Source organism: Geomonas sp., from assembly GCF_035254065.1.
GTDB lineage: Bacteria > Desulfobacterota > Desulfuromonadia > Geobacterales > Geobacteraceae > Geomonas.
Map to the genome: position 1 here is coordinate 1 of NZ_DATFBA010000318.1, position 18,787 is coordinate 18,787.

The following is an 18,787-nucleotide window of genomic DNA, read 5'->3' on the forward strand; positions in this document are numbered from 1 at the left end:
GTGATGTCGCGGGTCCGGTAGCGGACCATCGGGAAGGCCTCCTTGTTGAGGGAGGTCAGCACCAGTTCGCCCACGCTGCCGGGAGGCAGCGTCTCGCCGGTCTCCGGATCGATGATCTCGGCAAGGAAGGAATCCTCGGAGATGTGCATGCCGCATTTACACTGGCACTCGCCGGCCACGCCCGGCCCGATAACCTCGGAGAGCCCGTAGTTGTCGGTGGCGGAGATGCCGAGGCGTGTCTCGATCTCCCGGCGCATCGACTCCGACCAAGGCTCGCCGCCGAACAGACCCACCTTGAGGAGGAGACTCTTAGGGTCGATCCCCATCTTCTCCATCCGCTCCGCGATGGTTACCGCGTAGCTGGGGGTGGAAACCAGCGCGGTGGTCCGGTAGTCCTGCATGATCATGATCTGCTTTTCGGTGTTGCCGGCACCCATCGGGATGACCGAGGCGCCGATCAGCTCGGAGCCGTAGTGCAGGCCGAAGGCGCCGGTGAAGAGACCGTAGCCGAAGGCGATCTGCACCACGTCGTCGTGCGAGACGCCGGCGGCGGTCATGAAGCGCGCCACCAGGTTGGACCAGACCTTGATGTCGTGTTTGGTATAGCCGACCACGGTGGGCTTGCCGGTGGTGCCGGAGGAGGAATGGATGCGGACCACCTCGCGCAGCGGCACCGCGAACATGCCGTAGGGGTAGTTGAGGCGAAGGTCTTCCTTGGTGGTGAAGGGAAGCTTGGAGAGGTCGGCCAGGGACTGGACGTCCTCGGGGACGATACCCAGCTCCTTGAACTTGTTGCGGTAGCAGGTGACGTTCTTATAGACGCGGTTGAGCGTGGCCTGCAGCCGTTCGAGCTGGAGCTGCTCGATCTCCTCGCGCGGCATGCATTCGTAATCGGGATCCCAAATCTGCATAGCGTTACCTCGTAAGTAAAAACCAGAAATTTGCCACGAAGACACGGAGACAGCAATGAACTGTCATCATCACCTCGCCCCTTTGGGGGAGAGGGTGGCCGAAGGCCGGGTGAGGGTGCCTCACGAAGCAGAAAAGTCCCGCCCTCACCCCTGCCCTCACCCCGAGGGGGCGAGGGGGAATAATACGTTACCGCTCCCAAATCTCCTTCTTGTCCCGTCCCAGGTACGCCCGCTGCACGTCCTTGTTTTCCAGGAGCTCGGAGGCCATCCCTTCAAGAATTACTTTACCGGTCTCCAGGACATAGCCACGGTCGGCGACCTTGAGGGCGGCGCGGGCGTTTTGCTCGACCAGGAGTATGGTGGTCCCCTCCTCGCTTCTGAGCCGTTCGATCACCTTGAAGATCTCCTGCACGATGAGCGGTGCAAGCCCCATGGAAGGCTCGTCGAGCAGCAGGAGCCTGGGACGGGCCATCAGGGCACGGCTCATGGCCAGCATCTGCTGCTCTCCGCCGGACAGGGTGCCCGCCGCCTGGCGCCTGCGCTCCTTGAGGCGCGGGAACATCTGGAACATCCGCTCCAGGTCGGCAGCTATCTCTGCCCGCTGCCCCCGGGCGCGGTAGCGCAGGTAGGCTCCCAGCTCAAGGTTCTCCTCGACGCTCAAGGGGTTGAAGACCTGCCTTCCCTCGGGGACCTGGGAGAGCCCGAGAGACACCATCCGGTCCGCCGCGAGGCCGGTCACCGGCTTCCCCTCCAGGAGGATGTCGCCGCTAGCGGCCGGGATGATGGCGGAAAGCGTGTTGAGAAGCGTGGTCTTGCCGGCGCCGTTCGCGCCGATCAGGGTGACGATCTCCCCCTGGTTGAGGTGCAGGGAGACGTTTTTGAGGGCATGGACCTTGCCGTAGTAGGTGTTCAGGTTCTTTATCTTAAGCATTTCGCGTTACTCCGCCTCGCCCAGGTATGCGGTGACCACTGCCGGGTTGTCCTGGATCTCCCTTGGCGTCCCCTCTGCCAGCATGGTGCCCAGGTTCAGGACCACCAGGTTGTCGCAGATGTCCATCACCAGGTCCATGTCGTGCTCGACCAGCGCCACGGTGATGCCGAGGTCCCGGATGCGCTTGATCAGTTCGGCCAGCTCGGCGGTTTCCCGGCTGTTGAGCCCCGCTGCGGGCTCATCCATCAAGAGGAGCTTGGGTTCCAGCGCCATGGCGCGCGCGATCTCCAGCAGCCTCCCCTTCCCGAAGGAGAGCGTACCCGCCTCCACCTCGGCAAGCTCCGGAATCCCCACGAAATCGAGCCACTTGAGGGCGGTCTCCCTGATCCTGCGCTCCTCGCTCATCTGCCAGGGCATCCTGAACGCACAGGAGAAGAGCCCGCTTTTGCTTTGGGTGTGCAGCCCGACCATGACGTTCTCCAGCACGGTCATCTTGCCGAACAGCTCGATGTTCTGGAAGGTCCGCACCAGGCCGAGGCGTGCGCGCTTTTCGGGCGGGAAGGCGGAGATGTTCTTCCCCTCCAAAAGCACCGCGCCCTGCGAGGGGGCGTAGATGCCGGTCGCCACGTTGAACAAGGTGGTCTTCCCTGCGCCGTTGGGACCGATGATGCCGGTGATGGCCCCCTTGGTCACGTTGAAGGAGATCCCCTCCAGGGCGGTGAGCCCGCCGAAACGCTTTCCTATGCCGTCGAGCTTAAGCATTGCTCCCCCTTGCCGGCGCCACGCGCCGGATCAGTGCGGGAATCCCGCGCACCAGGCCGCCGGGGAGGTAGATGGTCATCGAGATGAGCAAAAGCCCGTAGACGACGATGTCGAAGTCCTGGAACGCGCGCAGCATCTCGGGAAGCAGGGTCAAAAGCAGGGCCCCCAGGATCGAGCCGTAAATACTGCCGAGACCGCCGATGACCACCATGGTCAGCAGTTCCACGGAAACCGGGAAGCTGAAGGAGGCCGGCGAGATGAAGGTCATCACGTGGCAGTAGAGGCTCCCTGCCAGCGCGGAGATCAGTGCGGAGAGCGTGAAGACCTGCACCTTCATGATCCTGGCGTTGACCCCCATCACCCGTGCCGCTACCTCCGAGTCGTGGATCGCGCGCAAGCCGCGCCCGAACCGGGAGTTGACCAGGTTCAGGGAGAGCAGGATGACGATCAGGGCGAAGCTCCAGACCAGGTAGTAGTTCTTCAGGTCGGAGTCGAAGGTGAAGCTCCCGATGGAGAGTTGGGGGATGCCGGAGAGCCCGGAAGGACCACCGGTCAAATCGACCGTCTCGTTGAAGGCGATGTTGGCGATGACGCCGACACCGAGGGTAGCCATGGCCAGGTAATGCCCCTTCAGGCGCAGGACCGGGAATCCTATGGCGAAGGCGAATACCGAGACGCAGACGGCCACCACCACCATGGCGAGCCAGGGGTTCATCCCGAAATGAGTGGTGAGGATGCCGGAGCCGTAGGCCCCCAGGCCGAAGAAGGCGGCCTGCCCGAGCGAGATCTGGCCGGCGTAGCCCAGCAGCAGGTTGAGCCCCAGCGCCAGCATGCTGTGGATGCCGACGAAGATCAGCACGTTGGACAGGTAGCCGCCGCTCAAAGGCAGTGGTGCCAGGAGAACGACCACGCAAAAGATGAGGAATTTCAGCTTGTCAGATTTCATAGATATCGTTTTACACCCTCTCCGTCTCGCCCTTCTTGAAAAGCCCCTGCGGGCGGATGAAAAGGATCAGCAGCAGGATCAAGAAGGCGATGGCGTCCTTGTATCCGGAGGAGATGAGTCCGGCGCCCAGCGATTCCAGGGTGCCCAGGATGAGGCCGCCCAGCACGGTACCGAAGCCGCTCCCCATCCCGCCCATGATGGCGGCGCAGAAACCTTTCAGCCCCAGCATGATGCCGACGTCATAGGCGGTCATGGTGAGCGGGGCGATGATGACGCCGGCCAGGGAGCCGAGCGCGGAGCTGATCACGAAAGAGAGGAGCACCATCCGTCCCACGCTGATGCCGACCAGGTTGGCTGCCTTGCGGTTGAAGGAGCAGGCGCGCATCGCCTTGCCGGTGATGGTGTGGTAGAAGAAAAGGCGGTTCACGGCCAAAACCAGCAGCGTCACGCCGAATATCCAGAGGTGCTGGGGAAGCAGCGTGGCGCCGGCGACGTTGATCGGGTCGTTGCCGGAGAAAGGAGGCAGCGCCTGGGTATCCTTCCCCCACAAGAGCATGACCACGCCGCGGATCAGGATGCTCGCGCCGATGGTGATGATGATGAGGGCAAGCGGGGTGGCATTCTTGAGGGGCTTGATGGCGAAGCGCTCGAAGGCCACCCCCACCACCGTCGTGCCGGCAACGGCGGCAACGACGGCGAGGAGGATGGGAAGATGGAAGGCGTTGATGGAGAAGATGGTCAGCACTCCGCCCAGCATGACGAATTCACCCTGGGCGAAGTTTATGATGCCGGTCGAGTTGTAGATGATGGCAAAGCTGAGACCGATCAGGGCATAAATGGCACCGGTGGCGAGCCCTGAGATGATGTACTGCATCGTTTCGTTCAAAAGATGAATCCTCTTCACCGGCCCAAGCCGGTCCTTACTTTACCAGAGTCCAGTTCTTGTTCTTCACTTCGACCAGCACAAAGGCGTCCTTGGTCAGGCCGGCGTGGTCTTTGGCGGAGTAGTTGAAGACGCCGCCGATGCCGGCGAAGTGGCGGGTAGCCTCCAGCTGGTTGCGGATGGAGGTCGGGTTGTCCGCCCCTCTCTCGATGGCGCCCTTGAGCAGCATGACCGCATCCCAGGCATGGCCGCCGAAGTGATCGCCGTCGGCGTTGTAGTGGTGCTGGTAATCCCTTTTGAAGGAGATCAGCGACGCCTTCTGGTGATCGCTCTTGGGCAGCAGGTCGGCCACAAGGACCTTGCCGGACGGCAGGCGGATGCCTTCAGCCGCGTCGCCGGCCAGATCGATGAACTTCTTGGAGGAGACGCCGTGGCTCATGTAGAGCGGGATAGTCAGCCCGAGCTGTTTGGCGTTCCTGGCCACCACGGCCGGGCCGGGGTTGGTGCCCCAGCAAATGACGGCCTGGGCCTGGGAGGCACGGATCTTGGTGAGCTGGGCGGTCATATCGGTATCCTTCGGACCGTAGGTGTCGTCGGAAAGGATTTGGATGCCGTAACGACCAGCCTCGGCCTTGAGCTGCTCGCGCCCGGAGGAGCCGAAAGCGTCCGAGACGGTGAGAATAGCGACCTTGGTCTTCTTCTCTTTCCTGAGCTGCTCGTAGATCCTGTCAACGGCGAGGGTGTCGTTTTGGGCGGTCTTGAACACCCAGGACTTGACGGGCTCGGTGATCTTGAGGGCAGCGGCGCAGGAGATCAGCGGGACGTGCGCCTTTTCGACAACCGGGATGACCGCCATGGTTTCGCCCGAGGTGGACGGTCCGATGATGGCGACCACGTGGTCGTCCTTGATGAGCTTGTTGGCCAGCTGGACGGCCTTGGTGGCGTCGCCGGTGGTGTCATAGGTGATCAGTTCGAGCTGGTGCCCTTTCACGCCGCCGGCCTTGTTGATCTCGTCGACCACCATCTTGGCGGAGTTACGCTCCGGCTCCCCCAGGAAGGAGGCGGGGCCGGTCACCGAGAAGAGCGCGCCGATCTTGATCGGTGCGGCAGCCAGGGCGGCCGTCGACAGGCAGAATACGGAGAATGAGACGAAAGCTGCAATGATCTGTTTTTTCACGGAGTTCCCCTTTCGATGTTAGTGCACGATTGCCCAGGTGCCCTTGTCGATGCGGACCATTTCAAAGGCGGAGAGGTCGAGGCCGTTGTGGTCGGCCGGGGTGATCTTGAAGATGCCGGAGATACCGACCACCTTCCCTTCCTTCTCGATGGCATCGCGGATCTGTGCGGGGGTCGCCGCACCCTTGGCGACGGCGTTGGAGATCAGCTCGAAGCCGTCGAAGGCGTAACCGCCGAAGGTGGAGGGCTCGGCGCCGTAGGCTTTCTTGTAGGAATCCACGTACCCCTTCAGCAGTTTGTACTGGGGATCGTTCTTGGGAAGCAGGTTGTAGACGGCGAGCTTGCCGGCCGGGAGCATGATCCCCTGGGCTGCGTCGGGGGTGGCCAGTTCGATGAACTTCTTGGAGGCGACGCCGTGGCTCTGGTAGAGCTGGGTCTTGATGCCGAGCTGCTGCATGTTACGGGTGATGACCGCGGGGCCCGGGTTGGTGCCCCAGCAGATGATGGCATCCGGCTTGGCCGCCTTGATCTTGGTGAGCTGGGCGGTCATGTCCGTGTCTTTCGGGGAGTAGACCTCGTCGGCGACGATCTTGAAGCCGTGCTTGGCCGCCATTGCCTTGAGCTGTTCGCGACCGGAGGCGCCGAAGGCGTCGGAGACCGTGATCAGGGCGAGGTTCTTCTGCTTGAGCTTCTTGGCCTCCAGGAGGATCTTCTCGGCGGCCACGTGGTCGTTGGCCGGCGTCTTGAAGACCCATTTCTTGACGGGATCGGTGATCTTGATGCCGGCGGCGCAGGAGATCAGCGGGATCTGCTCCTTCTCGGCGATCGGGATGATGGCCATGGTCTCGCCGGTGGTGGAAGGTCCGATGATGGCGGAGACGTGGTCGTTCTTGATCAGCTTGTTGGTGAGCTGGACCGCCTTGGTGACGTCGCCGCCGGTGTCGTAGACCACCAGTTCGACCTTGGTCCCCTTGATGCCACCCTTGGCGTTGGCTTCCTTGACCAGCAGCTCGAGGGTGTTCTTCTCAGGCTCGCCCAGGAACGATGCCGGGCCGGTTACCGAGAAGAGAGCCCCGATCTTGACCGGAGCCGCTGCCAGCGCGGTGCCGGCAAAGCAGAAAACCATCATGGTACTGACAACAGCGAACAACTTCCTCATAGACAAGCCCCCTTTTGATTGCAACTACAAAGACATTCCCTCTCTGCGGTCTTTCACGATTGAAAGATGATCAGAGAAGGGATGGAAAAGATCCGGGACAACACTATCTACGACAGCCTCTCCACCTGTTTTAAGTCCCCTCTCCCGCAGGGAGAGGGAGAGTCGGCAGAGGGGAAACAGACCCTACATGCAGTACAGCCGCTCGCCGGGTAGCACGTTGAAGCCCTTGCCGGCCAGGGTGGCGATCGCCTTCTGGGTCTCGTCGAAGCGGAAGATCATCACCGCGTTCCCGCCGCAGCGCTCGACGAAGGCGTACATGTACTCGACGTTGATGCCGTCCTGGTCGAGCACCTGGAGGATGTCGGCCAGCCCGCCGGGACGGTCCGGAATCTCGACCGCCACCACCTCGGTTTTGCTGACGGTGAAACCCTTCTCCTTCAGCACGGCCCTGGCCTTTTCCGTGTCGTTCACGATCAGGCGCAGGATGCCGAAATCGGAGGTGTCCGCGAGGGACAGGGTGCGGATGTTGATGCCGGCGTCACCGAGGATGCGGGTGACTTCAGCCAGCCTGCCAAACTTGTTTTCGATGAAAATGGAGATCTGTTCGACGTGCATGTATGGTCCCCCTTGAAGTATTCAGCATTGGTGGCGGAGCAGGCGGCAGCTCCCCCTCCCTAACCCTCCCCCTCCGGGAGAGGGGCTGTCGGACGTAATTATTGAAAAGAAAAACTAGGGTTTCGGGCGGTTGTCGATGACCCTCTTGGCCTTTCCTTCGCTGCGGGTGATGCTCTTCGGCTCGACCAGCCTTACCCGGCAGGTGACCCCCAGCATCTCCTTGATCTGCTTCTCGATCTTGAAGGAGAGCGCCTGCAGGTGCTTGATCTCGTCGGAGAAGATGTCCTCGCCCACCTCGACCTGGACTTCCAGGGTGTCGAGGTTGTCCTTGCGGTCGACGATCAGCACGTAGTGAGGCTCCACCCCTTCCACGCCCATCAGGATGGATTCGATCTGGGACGGGAAGACGTTCACGCCGCGGATGATCAGCATGTCGTCGCTTCGGCCGCTCATGCGCGCGATGCGGGCGTGGGTCCTGCCGCAGACGCACGGCTCGTAGGTCAGCGAAGTGATGTCCCGGGTCCGGTAGCGGATAAGCGGGATCCCTTCCTTGGTGATGGTAGTGATCACCAGTTCGCCCTTCTGGCCCGGTTCCAGGACCTCACCGGTATCGGGGTCGATGATCTCGGGGATGAAGTGGTCCTCCCAGATGTGGAGCCCCTTCTTCGCCTCGCAGCACTCGATGGCGACGCCGGGTCCCATGATCTCGGAAAGGCCGTAGATGTCGACGGCGGAGAGGTTCAGCTTCCCCTCGATGTCGGCACGCATCGCCTCGGACCAGGGCTCGGCGCCGAAGATGCCGACCCTGAGCTTCAGTTCCTTGAAGTCGATCCCCTCTTCCCTGGCGGCCTCCGCCATGAACAGCGAGTAGGAGGGTGTGCAGGTAAGTACGGTGGACCCGAAGTCCTGCATGATCATGATCTGCTTCTTGGTGTTCCCCCCGGACATCGGGATGACGGAGGCGCCCAGCTTCTCGGCGCCGTAGTGGGCGCCCAGGCCGCCGGTGAAGAGACCGTAGCCGTAGGAGTTGTGGATGATGTCACCCTTGTGGACGCCGGCCGCTACGAAGGAGCGGGCCATCAGCTCGCTCCAGTTGTCGATGTCCTTCTGGGTGTAGCCGACCACCGTCGGTTTGCCGGTCGTGCCGGAGGAGGCGTGGATGCGGACGATGTCCTCCATCGGCACCGCGAACATCCGGTACGGGTAGGAGTCGCGCATGTCCTGCTTGTAGGTGAAGGGGAGCCGGCGCAGATCGGCGAGGGATTTTATGGAGTCGGCGGTGATGCCGGCCTTGGCGAGGGACTCCTTGTAGAAGGGGACGTTCGCTTCGACCCGGGCGACCATCGACTTCAGCCTTTTGAGCTGCAGCGCCTCGATCGCCTCCCTCGGCAGGGTTTCAAACTCCTCGTTGAAGAACATGTGGACTCCTCCAATCAGATTCGCAAACAACAAAGGCTGAAAGCCTTACCACAGAGGGCACAGAGGTTAACTACAGAGAGGACTCGGAGGAAAATCTTGTATCTTTGGTTTAACCCCAAAGCCTTTCCTCTGTGACCTCTGTGACCTCTGTGACGGTTTCTCCTCTGTGTCCTCTGGGTCATGCTTTTCTGCTTGTGTATCTTTCTATTAAGCGAGCGACCTGCCCACCTCGAACGCCTTCAGGTTCACCGCCAGGGCCTTCTTGGGAACCATCCTCTCGATCGCTTCCAGCCAGTACTGCTCCTCGATCTGCATCCGCTTGGATACCGCCCCCAGCAGCACGGTGTTGGCGGCCCGGGCGTTGCCCGCCTCGATGGCAAGCTTCTGGCCGTCCACCAGGATGAAGTCGGGGAAGCGCAGGGCGATCTTGCCGGGGAGATCGGCGGGATAGGTCTCCTGCCCCATCAGCACGGAGGGGGGCGGGATGCAGAGGTCGTTGGCGATCACGGTCGCCCCTTCACGAAGCAGCGGCAGGGAGCGGTAGCTCTCCATCAGCTCGAAGCCGAACAGGATGTCCCCCTCCCCTTCCGGAACGATGGGGGAGAAGACTTCCTTGCCGTAACGGACGTGGGAGACCACCGAGCCGCCGCGCTGCGACATGCCGTGGATCTCGCTCTTCTTGACGTCGAACCCTGCCAGCATGCAGGTCTCGGAGAGAATTTCGGCGGCCAGCAGGATCCCCTGCCCGCCTACCCCCACCAGGAGTATGTTGGTTACCTTGTCGCTCATTTCGCCTCCTGGATCGCGTGGAACTTGCACAGCTGGCTGCAGACCTCGCACCCGTTGCAAAGGAGCGGGTCAATGTGGGCCTTCCCTTTCTTCCCTTCGCCGGGGACCCACTGGATGGCGGGGCAGCCGATCTTCAGGCAGGCGCGGCAGCCGGTGCAGGAATCGACCTGGACCTCCAGGGTCGCGCCCTTGGTGAAGACCCCTTCCCTCTTGATCAGCACGCACGGCTGGTTGGTGATGATCACCGAGGTCTCGTCACGCTCCATCTCCTCGGCAATCACCTTCTCGCACTCATCCAGGTCGTGGGGGTTGATGCCGCGCACGTGTTTCACGCCGATCGCCTTGCAGAGCATGTGCAGGTCGACCGCCTGGGACGGGTCGTTCATCAAGGTGTGCCCGGAGGCGGGGTTGTCCTGGCGCCCGGTCATGGCGGTGATCCGGTTGTCCAGGATGATGACGGTGGCGGCGCCCTTGTTGTAGACCATGTCCATCAGGCCGTTGACGCCGGTGTGCAGGAAGGTGGAGTCGCCGATGACGGCCACCACTTTCTTCCTCTCCTCGGGGGGGAGGACCTTGACGGCGCCGGTCGCCATGCCGATGGAGGCCCCCATGCAGATGCAGGTGTCCATGGCGGAGAGCGGCGGCATGAAGCCGAGCGTGTAGCAGCCGATGTCGCCGGAAACGTAGGCCTTCAGCTTGTTCAACGAATAGAAGACCCCGCGGTGCGGGCAGCCGGGGCACATGTTGGGGGGACGGCCCGGAAGCTTCTCCGGGGTGACCTGCTCAGCCTGGGGGAGGTCGAAGCCGGCCCGGATCCTGCCCGGGGTCAGCTCGCCGCACAGGGAGAGGATCTCCTTGCCGGTCACCTGGATGCCGGCAGCCTTCACCTGCTCCTCGATGAAGGGGTCGAGTTCCTCCACCACGTAGAGCTTCTCCACCTTTGACGCAAACTGGCGGATCAGCTCGAAGGGGAGCGGATAGACCATGCCCAGTTTCAAGACGGAGGCATCGGGAAGCACTTCGCGGACGTACTGGTAGCTGACGCCGGCGGTGATGATGCCGATCTTCTCAGAGCGCATCTCCAGCCGGTTGATCGGCATCTGGCAGCCGTCCTTGGAGAGGTTGACGATGCGCTCCTCGACCACGTAGTGGCGCCCGCGGGCGTTGCCCGGCAGCATCACGTACTTGGCCGGGTTCTTCACCAGCTTGGGCTCGGGAAGGCCGGTGATCCGGTCGGAGAGCTGCACCACCGATTTGCTGTGCGAGATGCGGGTGGTGGTGCGCAGCATGACCGGCGTGTCGTAGCGCTCGGAAAGTTCGAAGGCGAGCTTGGTGAAGTCCAGGCACTCCTGGGAATCGGAGGGCTCCAGCATCGGCACCTTGGCGAATTTGGCGTAGTTGCGGTTGTCCTGCTCGTTCTGGGACGAGTGCAGCTCCGGGTCGTCGGCGGTGACCAGCACCAGGCCGCCGTTGACGCCGGTATAGGACAGGGTGAAGAGCGGGTCGGCCGCGACGTTCACCCCCACGTGCTTCATGGTGACGATCGAACGGGCGCCGCCAAACGAGGAGCCGATCCCCACTTCGAGCGCGACCTTCTCGTTGGTCGCCCAAGAGGCGTTGATCTCGGGGTAGCGGATGATGTTCTCGAGTATCTCGGTGGACGGTGTTCCCGGGTAGGCGCAGGCAACCTTCGCTCCCGCCTCGTAAGCGCCCCGGGCAATGGCCTCATTGCCTGAAAGAATTTCCTTCATGTGGTACCTATTTTCCTAACGGGATCTGTTTGGTGAGTCGGCGAAATATACTAGACAACTACGTAAACTGTCAACCGTTCATAGAACATCGTTAATCCAACTGCGCACTTTTCCATGACAGAGAACCAGGGTTTCGTATTGCCAAACTCAGCACTGCCAACTCATAATTCCGTTCGTCCTGAACCTGTCGAGGAGTGTGCTGAGAGGAGGGCTGTAAGCGTCGGGGAAAGGGAGCCTGTGATGCCGCAGCTGAAGAGTTTGGAGTATACTGGTGCTGTAACACGACTGGAGTACCACAGGAGGATACAGCATGAGCTTCTTAGTTCACTGGCTGATCAGGGCCCTTGCCATCGTCATCACCGCCTATCTGCTTCCCGGAGTCCGGCTGGCCGGATTCTTCGCGGCGCTGGTAACCGCCCTGGTACTGGGGCTGGTGAATACCTTTATCAAGCCGCTGCTGCTGTTTCTGACGCTCCCGCTCAACATCCTCACCCTGGGGCTGCTCACCTTCGTGATAAACGCCCTATTGATCATGCTCACCAGCGCCCTCGTGCCGGGCTTCCAGGTGGCGGGCTTCTGGTGGGCCCTGCTGTTCAGCCTGGTATTGGCCATCATCAACTACCTGCTGGGGGTGGTTATTTTCTAAAGAACGGTTTCCCCTGCCTGTAACACGCGCAAATTACCCAGTTTTGGTCATTGCAAGACAAAGAAAACTGTTTTATAGTGTGCCAGCTTATCCGGATTGTTAACCCGCTCTCAATCGCCCCTTCCCTTGCTAGCTGGCGAAAAGGGAACTGTGTCAACGGAACTCAGAAGACGAGACGCCAAATCTCCAGTCCAACAAAAGAAGGGCCGAATGGGTCAGGTAAAGATAAAGAACCTCTCCGCACTGTTTTCCTCCACGAGGCGGATGTTTCCGCGCATGGATCAACGGGGCATGACTATCGTCGAAGTTTTCATAGTCCTGCTGATCATAGCTGCCTTGGCTGCGATAGCTATCCCCGCCTACGTGGACTTCAAAAACAAAGCACGAAGCGCGGGAACTGCCAGCGAACTCCGTTCGATCGAGAAGATCATCTACGCTTTTTCCATCGACAACGGCGGTTCATATCCCACCGGACTCGATCAGCTAAACCTCGGCGCGACCAAGGACCCCTGGGGTAACGACTACGGCTACTACAACATCATCCGCAACGGCACCGGGGGTGCCCGCACCGACCACGTCCAGACCCTCAATAGTGATTTCGACCTCTATTGCGTAGGAGCCAACGGCCAGACCGATGAGTACATCGGCGACCCCAGGGCCCAAGACGACATCCTGCGCGCCGGCGACGGCGGATTCATGGGGATGGGCAACGCGTACATGGCCGCTGATTAACCAACCGCTACCGCCGTCCCTGACTAATCTTCAACCAGAAGGTACCATTTTATGACCTGCAACTGCCCCAAATGCCAGGCACACATCGAGGTCGACCTCCCCGAGGTCGCCGAGGAAGGCTCCTCCGCCTCCTGCCCTGCCTGCAATGCCACTTTCTACGTCCACCCCGAATCCTTTGGCGGGCGGGCGCTCAGGAAGACCGGTGAGGTTTCCTGCGCGTCCTGCGGCGGTCAGCTCGGGCCGCAGATGCACTGCCCAAGCTGCGGCCTTCCCTTCCCGGGGTACCTGGTGGTAAGCCTCAGCAAAAAACCGCTGCGCAGGAAAGTTGCCAAGGTCAAGATCAGTTCCAGCCCCTTCAAAAAGCGCAAGTCCAGCATGACCCTGCCGACGCTGGAAGCAGCCATGAGCCAGGAGGCCCCCGCCAAGGTCAGCTTCGCCAAGGTAAAGGTGAACCGCAAGCTTCCCGTCCTGGTGTTGACGGTGCTGATCCTGGTTGCGGCGACCGCAGCCGGTGCCTCCATCTACATGAAAAAGAGGGCGGAGAGTGCTTACGTCAACAACTTCGTCATCGCCGCCTACGGCATCCAGGTCACGGCGGACCGAAGCCGCGTCGTCTGCCAGAAAATCGCCGCCGACTGGAAGGCGAAGACCGATGCCGGGCAGCCTTACAACCCGCGGCCGACCCTGGACGATGACCGGGACCTGAACCAGATCAAGCTGAAGATAGATGCCACCAAGGAGAAGATCGCAGAGCAGCCGGCCAAGTTCAAGGAGTGCAACGACAAGCTCGGCCGCCTGGAGGCTGCCTCCGCCAAGATGCGCACCTTGGCGCTCACTCCCGGCAACTCCCTCCCCGCCTTCAACGACTCGCTCACCAAGGCGGACAACGGCTACAAGGCAGCCTGCAACGAGTTCAAGTCCGGTCTGCCGCAGGAGCTGATGGCGGCGCTCAGCATCGGGGCCCAGAAGTACCGGGGACTGCGTCCGCTGCTCAAATAGCGGCACTGCCAGCCGTACCAGCAAAGACAAGAAGGGGGAGATCCTGGTCAGGACCTCCCCCTTTTTTCGTGTCTCGGTTATTCCGGGCGGCAAGTGCCGGATCTGCCGGATCTGCTGTGGTTAGCTTGCAGCCTTGGCGTTCAGCAGATCGTTCACCACCACGCCGGCCATGGTGAGGCCGAAGATGGAGGGGATGAAGGATACGCTCCCCAGGATGACCCGGCGGTGCTCGCAGGAGAAGCGCTGGTCGTCCTTGTTGGGGCAGATGCAGTTACCCTTGCAGCCGCCGTCCTTGATCTGCTGCTCGCGGTATTCCTCGGTGGAGTAGACCACCTTCACGCCGTCTTCGATCCCCTGCTTCTTGAGGAGCTTCCTGACCGAGCGCGCCATCCTGCACTTGGTGGTCTGCGAGATGTCCCCCACCTTGATCAGGGTGGGGTCGAGCTTGGCGGCGGCTCCCATGCTGGAGATGATGGGTATGCCCCGCTCCCGGCAGGTCCTGATCAGGTGGAGCTTGCTGGTGATATGGTCGATGGCGTCCACCACGTAATCGTAATGGTCGGCCAGCAGGAATTCGGAGTTTTCGGCGGCGTAGAAATCCTGGAAGGGTACGATCTCGCTTTGCGGGCTGATAAGACGCATCCGCTCGGCCATCACCAGGGCCTTGGCCTTGCCAACGGTGCCGTCCATGGCGTGCAGCTGACGGTTGACGTTGGTGAGGCAGATGTCGTCGAAGTCGACGATGACCAGGCGGCCGACGCCGGCCCGGCAGAGCGCCTCGGCGGCGTAGCTCCCTACGCCACCCAGCCCGAAGATGGCAACGGTGGAATTCTTCAGCGTGTTGAGTCCGGCGGGTCCGATGAGGAGTTCGGTACGGGAAAAACGGTGCAGATGTGACATGTAATTCCTTTGATGTTGGGTAAATGGCACCCGTCGGGCGGGTGAATCAGGGGAAGTATGGCATATCTGCGGCCGATCTTGGAAGAGGAAAGTGGACGGCCTCCTACATCCCGAAGTCCTTGTCCAGTTGCTGGTCCATCTGCAGGGCCGGCTCCTCGGCTGACGGGCGCCCCACGATCTTGGCGGGCACCCCGGCCACCGTGGCATGCGGCGGCACCTCGTGCAGGACCACGCTGCCGGAGGCGATCTTCGAGCAATCGCCGATCTTGACATTGCCGAGCACCTTGGCGCCGGCCCCGATCAGTACACCATGGCCTACCTTCGGGTGGCGGTCGCCGCTCTCCTTGCCGGTCCCTCCCAGCGTCACCTCGTGCAGCATGGAGACGTCGTCCCCCACCACCGCCGTTTCACCGATCACCACGCTGGTGCCGTGGTCGATCAGGATCCCCTTCCCCATCCTGGCGGCGGGATGGATGTCCACCGCGAACACCTCGGAGATGCGGTTCTGCAGGAAGAAGGCCATCGGCTTGCGGTTGTTGTTCCAGAGCCAGTGTGCCACCCTGTACGACTCCAGGGCGTGGAACCCCTTGTAGTGCAGGAAGGGCTGGGCAAGCCCCTGGGCGGCCGGATCGCGTTCCAGGACAGCAGAGAGGTCCCGCCTGATCGCCTCCCCGATCCCGGGGTCGGCCGCGAAAGCCTGTGCTATCACGTCCCGAAGCGACATGGCGAGGAGGTAGGGGGTGGCGAGCTTGGCGGCCAACAGGAAGGAGAGCGAAGCCTCCAGTGAATCGTGATTGAGCACCGTCTGGTACAGATAACTGGCGAGCATCGCCTCGGATTCCATCATCCCTACCACTTCCTGGTGGAGTCTCTGCCAGACGGAATCGCTGCCTGCTTTGATAGGTATGTTCACTGGGTCCCCCACAGTCATAGAAGTACCGATTACTGTAGTAGCGTTTCTTCACATTGTATCTGTCGCGGAGTTAATAGGCAACTTCCAAGAATTGGGAGCAAAATCCCCCTCCTCACGCTGTCACTCCCCTTTAGTTACCCCCCCACGCCCCCTTGGGGGAGAGGGGGTAACTGCATCGGTAAGCGGAGCGGATCTTGTGCGGTCGGCGAAGTTTTACGGTTCCTTGGGAGGGACGGTGATCTCGGAGGCGCTCTGGATGCCGGCGGCGACCTCGGGAACGATCCCCAGCCGCGCGTAGATGGGGCGCACCATCTCCCGCAGGCCGGGGAGCGCACGGGAAAAGATCAGCGCCCCGCACAGACAGGCGACGCCGCCGACCTGCACGGTGATCGGTGCCCCCAGGCGGGCGGCGACCGCCCCGGCAAACAGCGAGCCGAAGGGGGTCATCCCCATGAAGGACATGGTGAAGAAGCTCATCACCCGTCCGCGCTTGTCGTCGTCCACGATGGTCTGCAGGATGGTGTTGCTGGCCGCCACCTGCACCATGGCCCCGAAGCCGGCCGGCAAGAGCAGCATAAGTGACAGCCACGGCGTCTTAGAGAAGGCGAAGCCGGCGATCCCCAGCCCGAACAGCGCGCAGGCCAGCACGATGATCCGCCCCAGCCCTATCACGTTTTTGCGCGAGGCAAGATAGACGGTACCGGTCAGCGCGCCGACCCCGGCCGATGCCATCAGAAAGCCGAAGGTGTGGGGGCCGCCGTGCAGCACGTCTTTGGCGAAGACCGGCATCAGGACCGCGTAGGGCATACCCATCAGGCTGATCAGCGCCATCAGCATCAGGAGCGCACGGATCGGTGCGAATTTCACGGCATACCCTATCCCCTCCCGTAGCTCGTAGAGGACCGAGCGCCGCTTGTGCTCGACGTGACGCGGGGCGATCCGCATCATGGCCAGGGAGAGGAGCACCGCCAGGTAGCTGAGCCCGTTCAACAGGAAGCAGGCCCCCTCCCCCAGCACGGAGATCAGCAGACCGGCCACCGAGGGACCGATCAGGCGGGCGGCGTTCACCATGGAGGAGTTGAGGGCGATGGCATTGGAGAGGATGTGCCTCTCCTCGACCATCTCGATCACGAAGGACTGGCGGATGGGGATGTCGAAGCCGTTCACCACCCCCAAAATGAGGCTCAGCACGATGATATGCCAGGTCTGCACGGTGCCGGAGAGCACGAACCAGGAGAGGACGAAGGCCTGGGTCATGGCGAGCGTCTGGGTGGCGATCAGCAGCCGGCGACGGTCCCAGCGGTCGGCCAGCACCCCCGCCAGCGGCGACACCACGAAGGTGGGGATCTGGCTGGTGAAGCCGACCGTCCCCAAAAGGAGCGCCGAGCCGGTCAGCCGGTAGACCAGCCAGCTCATGGCGACCTGCTGCATCCAGGTGCCGATCAGCGAGACGCTCTGGCCGAAGAAGAAGAGACGGTAGTTTCTATAGGAAAGGGCGCGGAACAGTCCCTGCGACCGCCGCGCCCCGTTATCCTGCGGTTTGTCACCGCTCATATGGTCACCCGCTTATTTGGCGCTCTGGTAAAGGGGGTCGGCCTCCTGCTCGGTGACCTTGATCCCCTGCTTTTCCAGCAGGACGCCGGTGACGTGCCAGAGGTTGGTGATGGCGTTGTTGTAGTCGACCACCGCCTGGATCTGGTTCCCCTCCGCGCTCACCAGGTCGTTTTCCACGTCGATGACATCCTTGGTGGTGGCGAGGCCGACCGAGTTCTTGGTGCGGAAGGCGCGCAGCCGCTCGGCCGCGTAGGCCCTGCCGCGGGAGGTGACGTCGAGCTGGAGGTAGCTCGTCTGCAAAAGCCGGATGGCGGCCTTGACGTCGTTTATTATGCCGGATTCCTGGCTATGGAGCTGCGCCTGCGACTGCTCCAGGGCCAATTTGCTCTTGATGTAGTCGTTCTCGGCGGCGCGGTTGCCGATCGGGTAGCTGAACTGGAGCCCCGCTCCCCACAGCGGTCCTCCCTCAAAATGCAAGGCGTGCTCGATGCTGTGGGGGAAGTCGCGCGAGTAGCCGACCGAGCCGAAGTTGGCGACGATGGAGAGGTCGGGGAGGGTCCGGTTGCGCGCAGCCCTCTGCTGGAGATCGTTGATCTTCACGGTGCTGCGCTGGGCGGCCAGTTCGGGACGGTTCTTGAGTGCGGCAGCGACGGCCTCCCCCTCCGCCACCGGCAGCATCTCCTTGACAGGCTCATCGACCGGCACGATGTCGCGGCCAGGCTCCAGCTGGAGTTCCAGCCTGAGTACGTCCATCTGGTCCTTCACCGCCCGCTCGGCATCAAGCACCGCCTTTTCCCGGGTGGCCGAGCCGAACTCGGCGCTCAGGATCTCCATGGCGGGAAGCACCCCCGCCTTCACCCTGCCGCGGGTCTCGTCGAGGATCTTGTTGGCGAGAACCAGCGCCTCCCTCTGCACGGCGAGGTTCTCGCGCAGGTTGTAGAGCTTGAAGTAGTCGTTTCGCACCTGGGCGACCGTGTCGCTCAGCCTGGTGCGGAAGCGGTCGAGCGCACCCTCCTTGCTGAAGCGGGCCACGTTGATGTTCAGCTCGGTGGTCTCCTTGCCGCGGTTTCTCAACAGCGGCTGCGAGACGTTGATGGTGGCGCCGTTGGTGAAGTAGCTGAGCGCGTCGGCGCTGCTCCAGCTGCTGTTGGCGCTCGCCCCGATGGTGCCGCCGGTGGGGAGCAACTGGTTCACCCCCGCGCTGCCGGTGAACAGATCGCTATGGAAGGGGATAAAGGCGAAGGTGTTGGTGGAGACGCTCCGGCTGTAGTTGAAAGCGGCGTTCAGCTGCGGGTCGTAGATGCCGAGACTCCTCTGGATGTCCGCCTCGCCGATCGCGGGGTTGAAGAGTTCCACCTTGAGGTCGAGGTTCCTCTCGAAGGCCAGCTTCACGGCCTCGTTCACCGTCAGGTTGATCGGAGGAGCCTGCTGCGCGAAAAGGGGCGCTGCCAGGGCAAGCAGCAGAGAGGAGGTCGCGGCGGCAGTCAGAGTTCTCGTCATCTTCATCAGTTTCCTTTCCATACGTCTACCGGTCACAACAACCCCATCCTCATCCTGTCCTTCTCCTTGAAGGAGAAGGTACCTGCAGCGGAAGTTCATCGTTGATCAGCAAGAATAAAAGGGATTCAACTAGCCGTGGAAGCCTTCCCGGCGCCAGGGAGGCCCCACTATTTCCCCATACGCCCCAGGACACGTCCCCTC

Annotated in this window: 18 protein-coding genes; 3 read left to right on the plus strand and 15 right to left on the minus strand. The window is 62.0% G+C overall.

The genetic code is table 11. From position 1 onward, the window contains the following. The 11 genes from VJ604_RS14630 to iorA all read right to left on the minus strand — a co-directional run. On the minus strand, nt 1-911 hold a 911-nt coding region (locus VJ604_RS14630), incomplete at its 3' end, for a phenylacetate--CoA ligase family protein (RefSeq protein WP_324083727.1). 187 nt (nt 912-1,098) lie between these two features. Then, nucleotides 1,099-1,842 carry an ABC transporter ATP-binding protein gene (locus VJ604_RS14635; RefSeq protein ID WP_324083729.1) on the minus strand — a complete coding sequence of 248 codons (744 nt, stop codon included), beginning with the start codon at nt 1,840-1,842 and terminating at the stop codon, nt 1,099-1,101. A 6-nt stretch (nt 1,843-1,848) separates the two neighbouring features. Then, a complete protein-coding gene (locus tag VJ604_RS14640; protein ID WP_324083731.1) occupies nt 1,849-2,604 on the minus strand; it encodes an ABC transporter ATP-binding protein in 756 nt (251 codons plus the stop codon). Beyond that, nucleotides 2,597-3,550, minus strand: a complete 954-nt coding sequence (locus VJ604_RS14645) for a branched-chain amino acid ABC transporter permease (protein WP_324083733.1) — start codon at nt 3,548-3,550, stop codon at nt 2,597-2,599. The genes VJ604_RS14640 and VJ604_RS14645 overlap by 8 nt, the downstream gene beginning before the upstream one ends. Before the next feature lie 10 nt (nt 3,551-3,560). Continuing rightward, nucleotides 3,561-4,445, minus strand: coding sequence for a branched-chain amino acid ABC transporter permease (locus VJ604_RS14650; RefSeq protein ID WP_324083775.1), 885 nt, complete (start codon nt 4,443-4,445; stop codon nt 3,561-3,563). 25 nt (nt 4,446-4,470) lie between these two features. Then, complete coding sequence (locus tag VJ604_RS14655; RefSeq protein ID WP_414652448.1) at nt 4,471-5,610, minus strand: ABC transporter substrate-binding protein; 1,140 nt, start codon at nt 5,608-5,610, stop codon at nt 4,471-4,473. An 18-nt stretch (nt 5,611-5,628) separates the two neighbouring features. Beyond that, the gene (locus tag VJ604_RS14660; RefSeq protein ID WP_324083735.1) at nt 5,629-6,768 is read right to left on the minus strand and encodes an ABC transporter substrate-binding protein; all 1,140 of its coding nucleotides are present in this window, start codon (nt 6,766-6,768) and stop codon (nt 5,629-5,631) included. A 183-nt stretch (nt 6,769-6,951) separates the two neighbouring features. Continuing rightward, nucleotides 6,952-7,383: an ACT domain-containing protein gene (locus VJ604_RS14665; protein ID WP_324083736.1), complete on the minus strand. Its 432-nt coding sequence runs from the start codon at nt 7,381-7,383 to the stop codon at nt 6,952-6,954. 114 nt (nt 7,384-7,497) lie between these two features. Beyond that, complete coding sequence (locus tag VJ604_RS14670; RefSeq protein ID WP_324083739.1) at nt 7,498-8,802, minus strand: phenylacetate--CoA ligase family protein; 1,305 nt, start codon at nt 8,800-8,802, stop codon at nt 7,498-7,500. Between the two features lie 207 nt (nt 8,803-9,009). Continuing rightward, a complete protein-coding gene (locus VJ604_RS14675; protein WP_324083741.1) occupies nt 9,010-9,591 on the minus strand; it encodes an indolepyruvate oxidoreductase subunit beta in 582 nt (193 codons plus the stop codon). Further along, nucleotides 9,588-11,342 carry an indolepyruvate ferredoxin oxidoreductase subunit alpha gene (gene iorA, locus VJ604_RS14680; protein ID WP_324083743.1) on the minus strand — a complete coding sequence of 585 codons (1,755 nt, stop codon included), beginning with the start codon at nt 11,340-11,342 and terminating at the stop codon, nt 9,588-9,590. Before iorA ends, VJ604_RS14675 begins: the two co-directional genes overlap by 4 nt. 310 nt (nt 11,343-11,652) lie before the next feature. Here iorA and VJ604_RS14685 point away from each other — a divergent pair, with 310 nt between their 5' ends. From VJ604_RS14685 to VJ604_RS14695, 3 genes are all read left to right on the plus strand, one after another. Next, entirely contained in the window at nt 11,653-11,988 is a 336-nt protein-coding gene (locus VJ604_RS14685) for a phage holin family protein (RefSeq protein ID WP_324083744.1), read from the plus strand. Between the two features lie 291 nt (nt 11,989-12,279). Beyond that, nucleotides 12,280-12,720, plus strand: coding sequence for a prepilin-type cleavage/methylation domain-containing protein (locus VJ604_RS14690; RefSeq protein WP_324083747.1), 441 nt, complete (start codon nt 12,280-12,282; stop codon nt 12,718-12,720). 51 nt (nt 12,721-12,771) lie between these two features. Beyond that, nucleotides 12,772-13,719 carry a hypothetical protein gene (locus VJ604_RS14695; RefSeq protein WP_324083749.1) on the plus strand — a complete coding sequence of 316 codons (948 nt, stop codon included), beginning with the start codon at nt 12,772-12,774 and terminating at the stop codon, nt 13,717-13,719. A 120-nt stretch (nt 13,720-13,839) separates the two neighbouring features. Here VJ604_RS14695 and VJ604_RS14700 read toward each other — a convergent pair whose 3' ends face one another. The 4 genes from VJ604_RS14700 to VJ604_RS14715 all read right to left on the minus strand — a co-directional run bounded on the left by VJ604_RS14700 (nt 13,840) and on the right by VJ604_RS14715 (nt 18,586). After that, a complete protein-coding gene (locus VJ604_RS14700; RefSeq protein ID WP_324083751.1) occupies nt 13,840-14,619 on the minus strand; it encodes a tRNA threonylcarbamoyladenosine dehydratase in 780 nt (259 codons plus the stop codon). Between the two features lie 103 nt (nt 14,620-14,722). Beyond that, nucleotides 14,723-15,532: a serine O-acetyltransferase gene (gene cysE / locus VJ604_RS14705; protein ID WP_324083753.1), complete on the minus strand. Its 810-nt coding sequence runs from the start codon at nt 15,530-15,532 to the stop codon at nt 14,723-14,725. Between the two features lie 213 nt (nt 15,533-15,745). After that, nucleotides 15,746-17,086: an MFS transporter gene (locus tag VJ604_RS14710; RefSeq protein WP_324083755.1), complete on the minus strand. Its 1,341-nt coding sequence runs from the start codon at nt 17,084-17,086 to the stop codon at nt 15,746-15,748. Nucleotides 17,087-17,098: 12 nt separating this feature from the next. Further along, the gene (locus tag VJ604_RS14715; RefSeq protein ID WP_324083758.1) at nt 17,099-18,586 is read right to left on the minus strand and encodes a TolC family protein; all 1,488 of its coding nucleotides are present in this window, start codon (nt 18,584-18,586) and stop codon (nt 17,099-17,101) included. Nucleotides 18,587-18,787 lie beyond the last annotated feature (201 nt).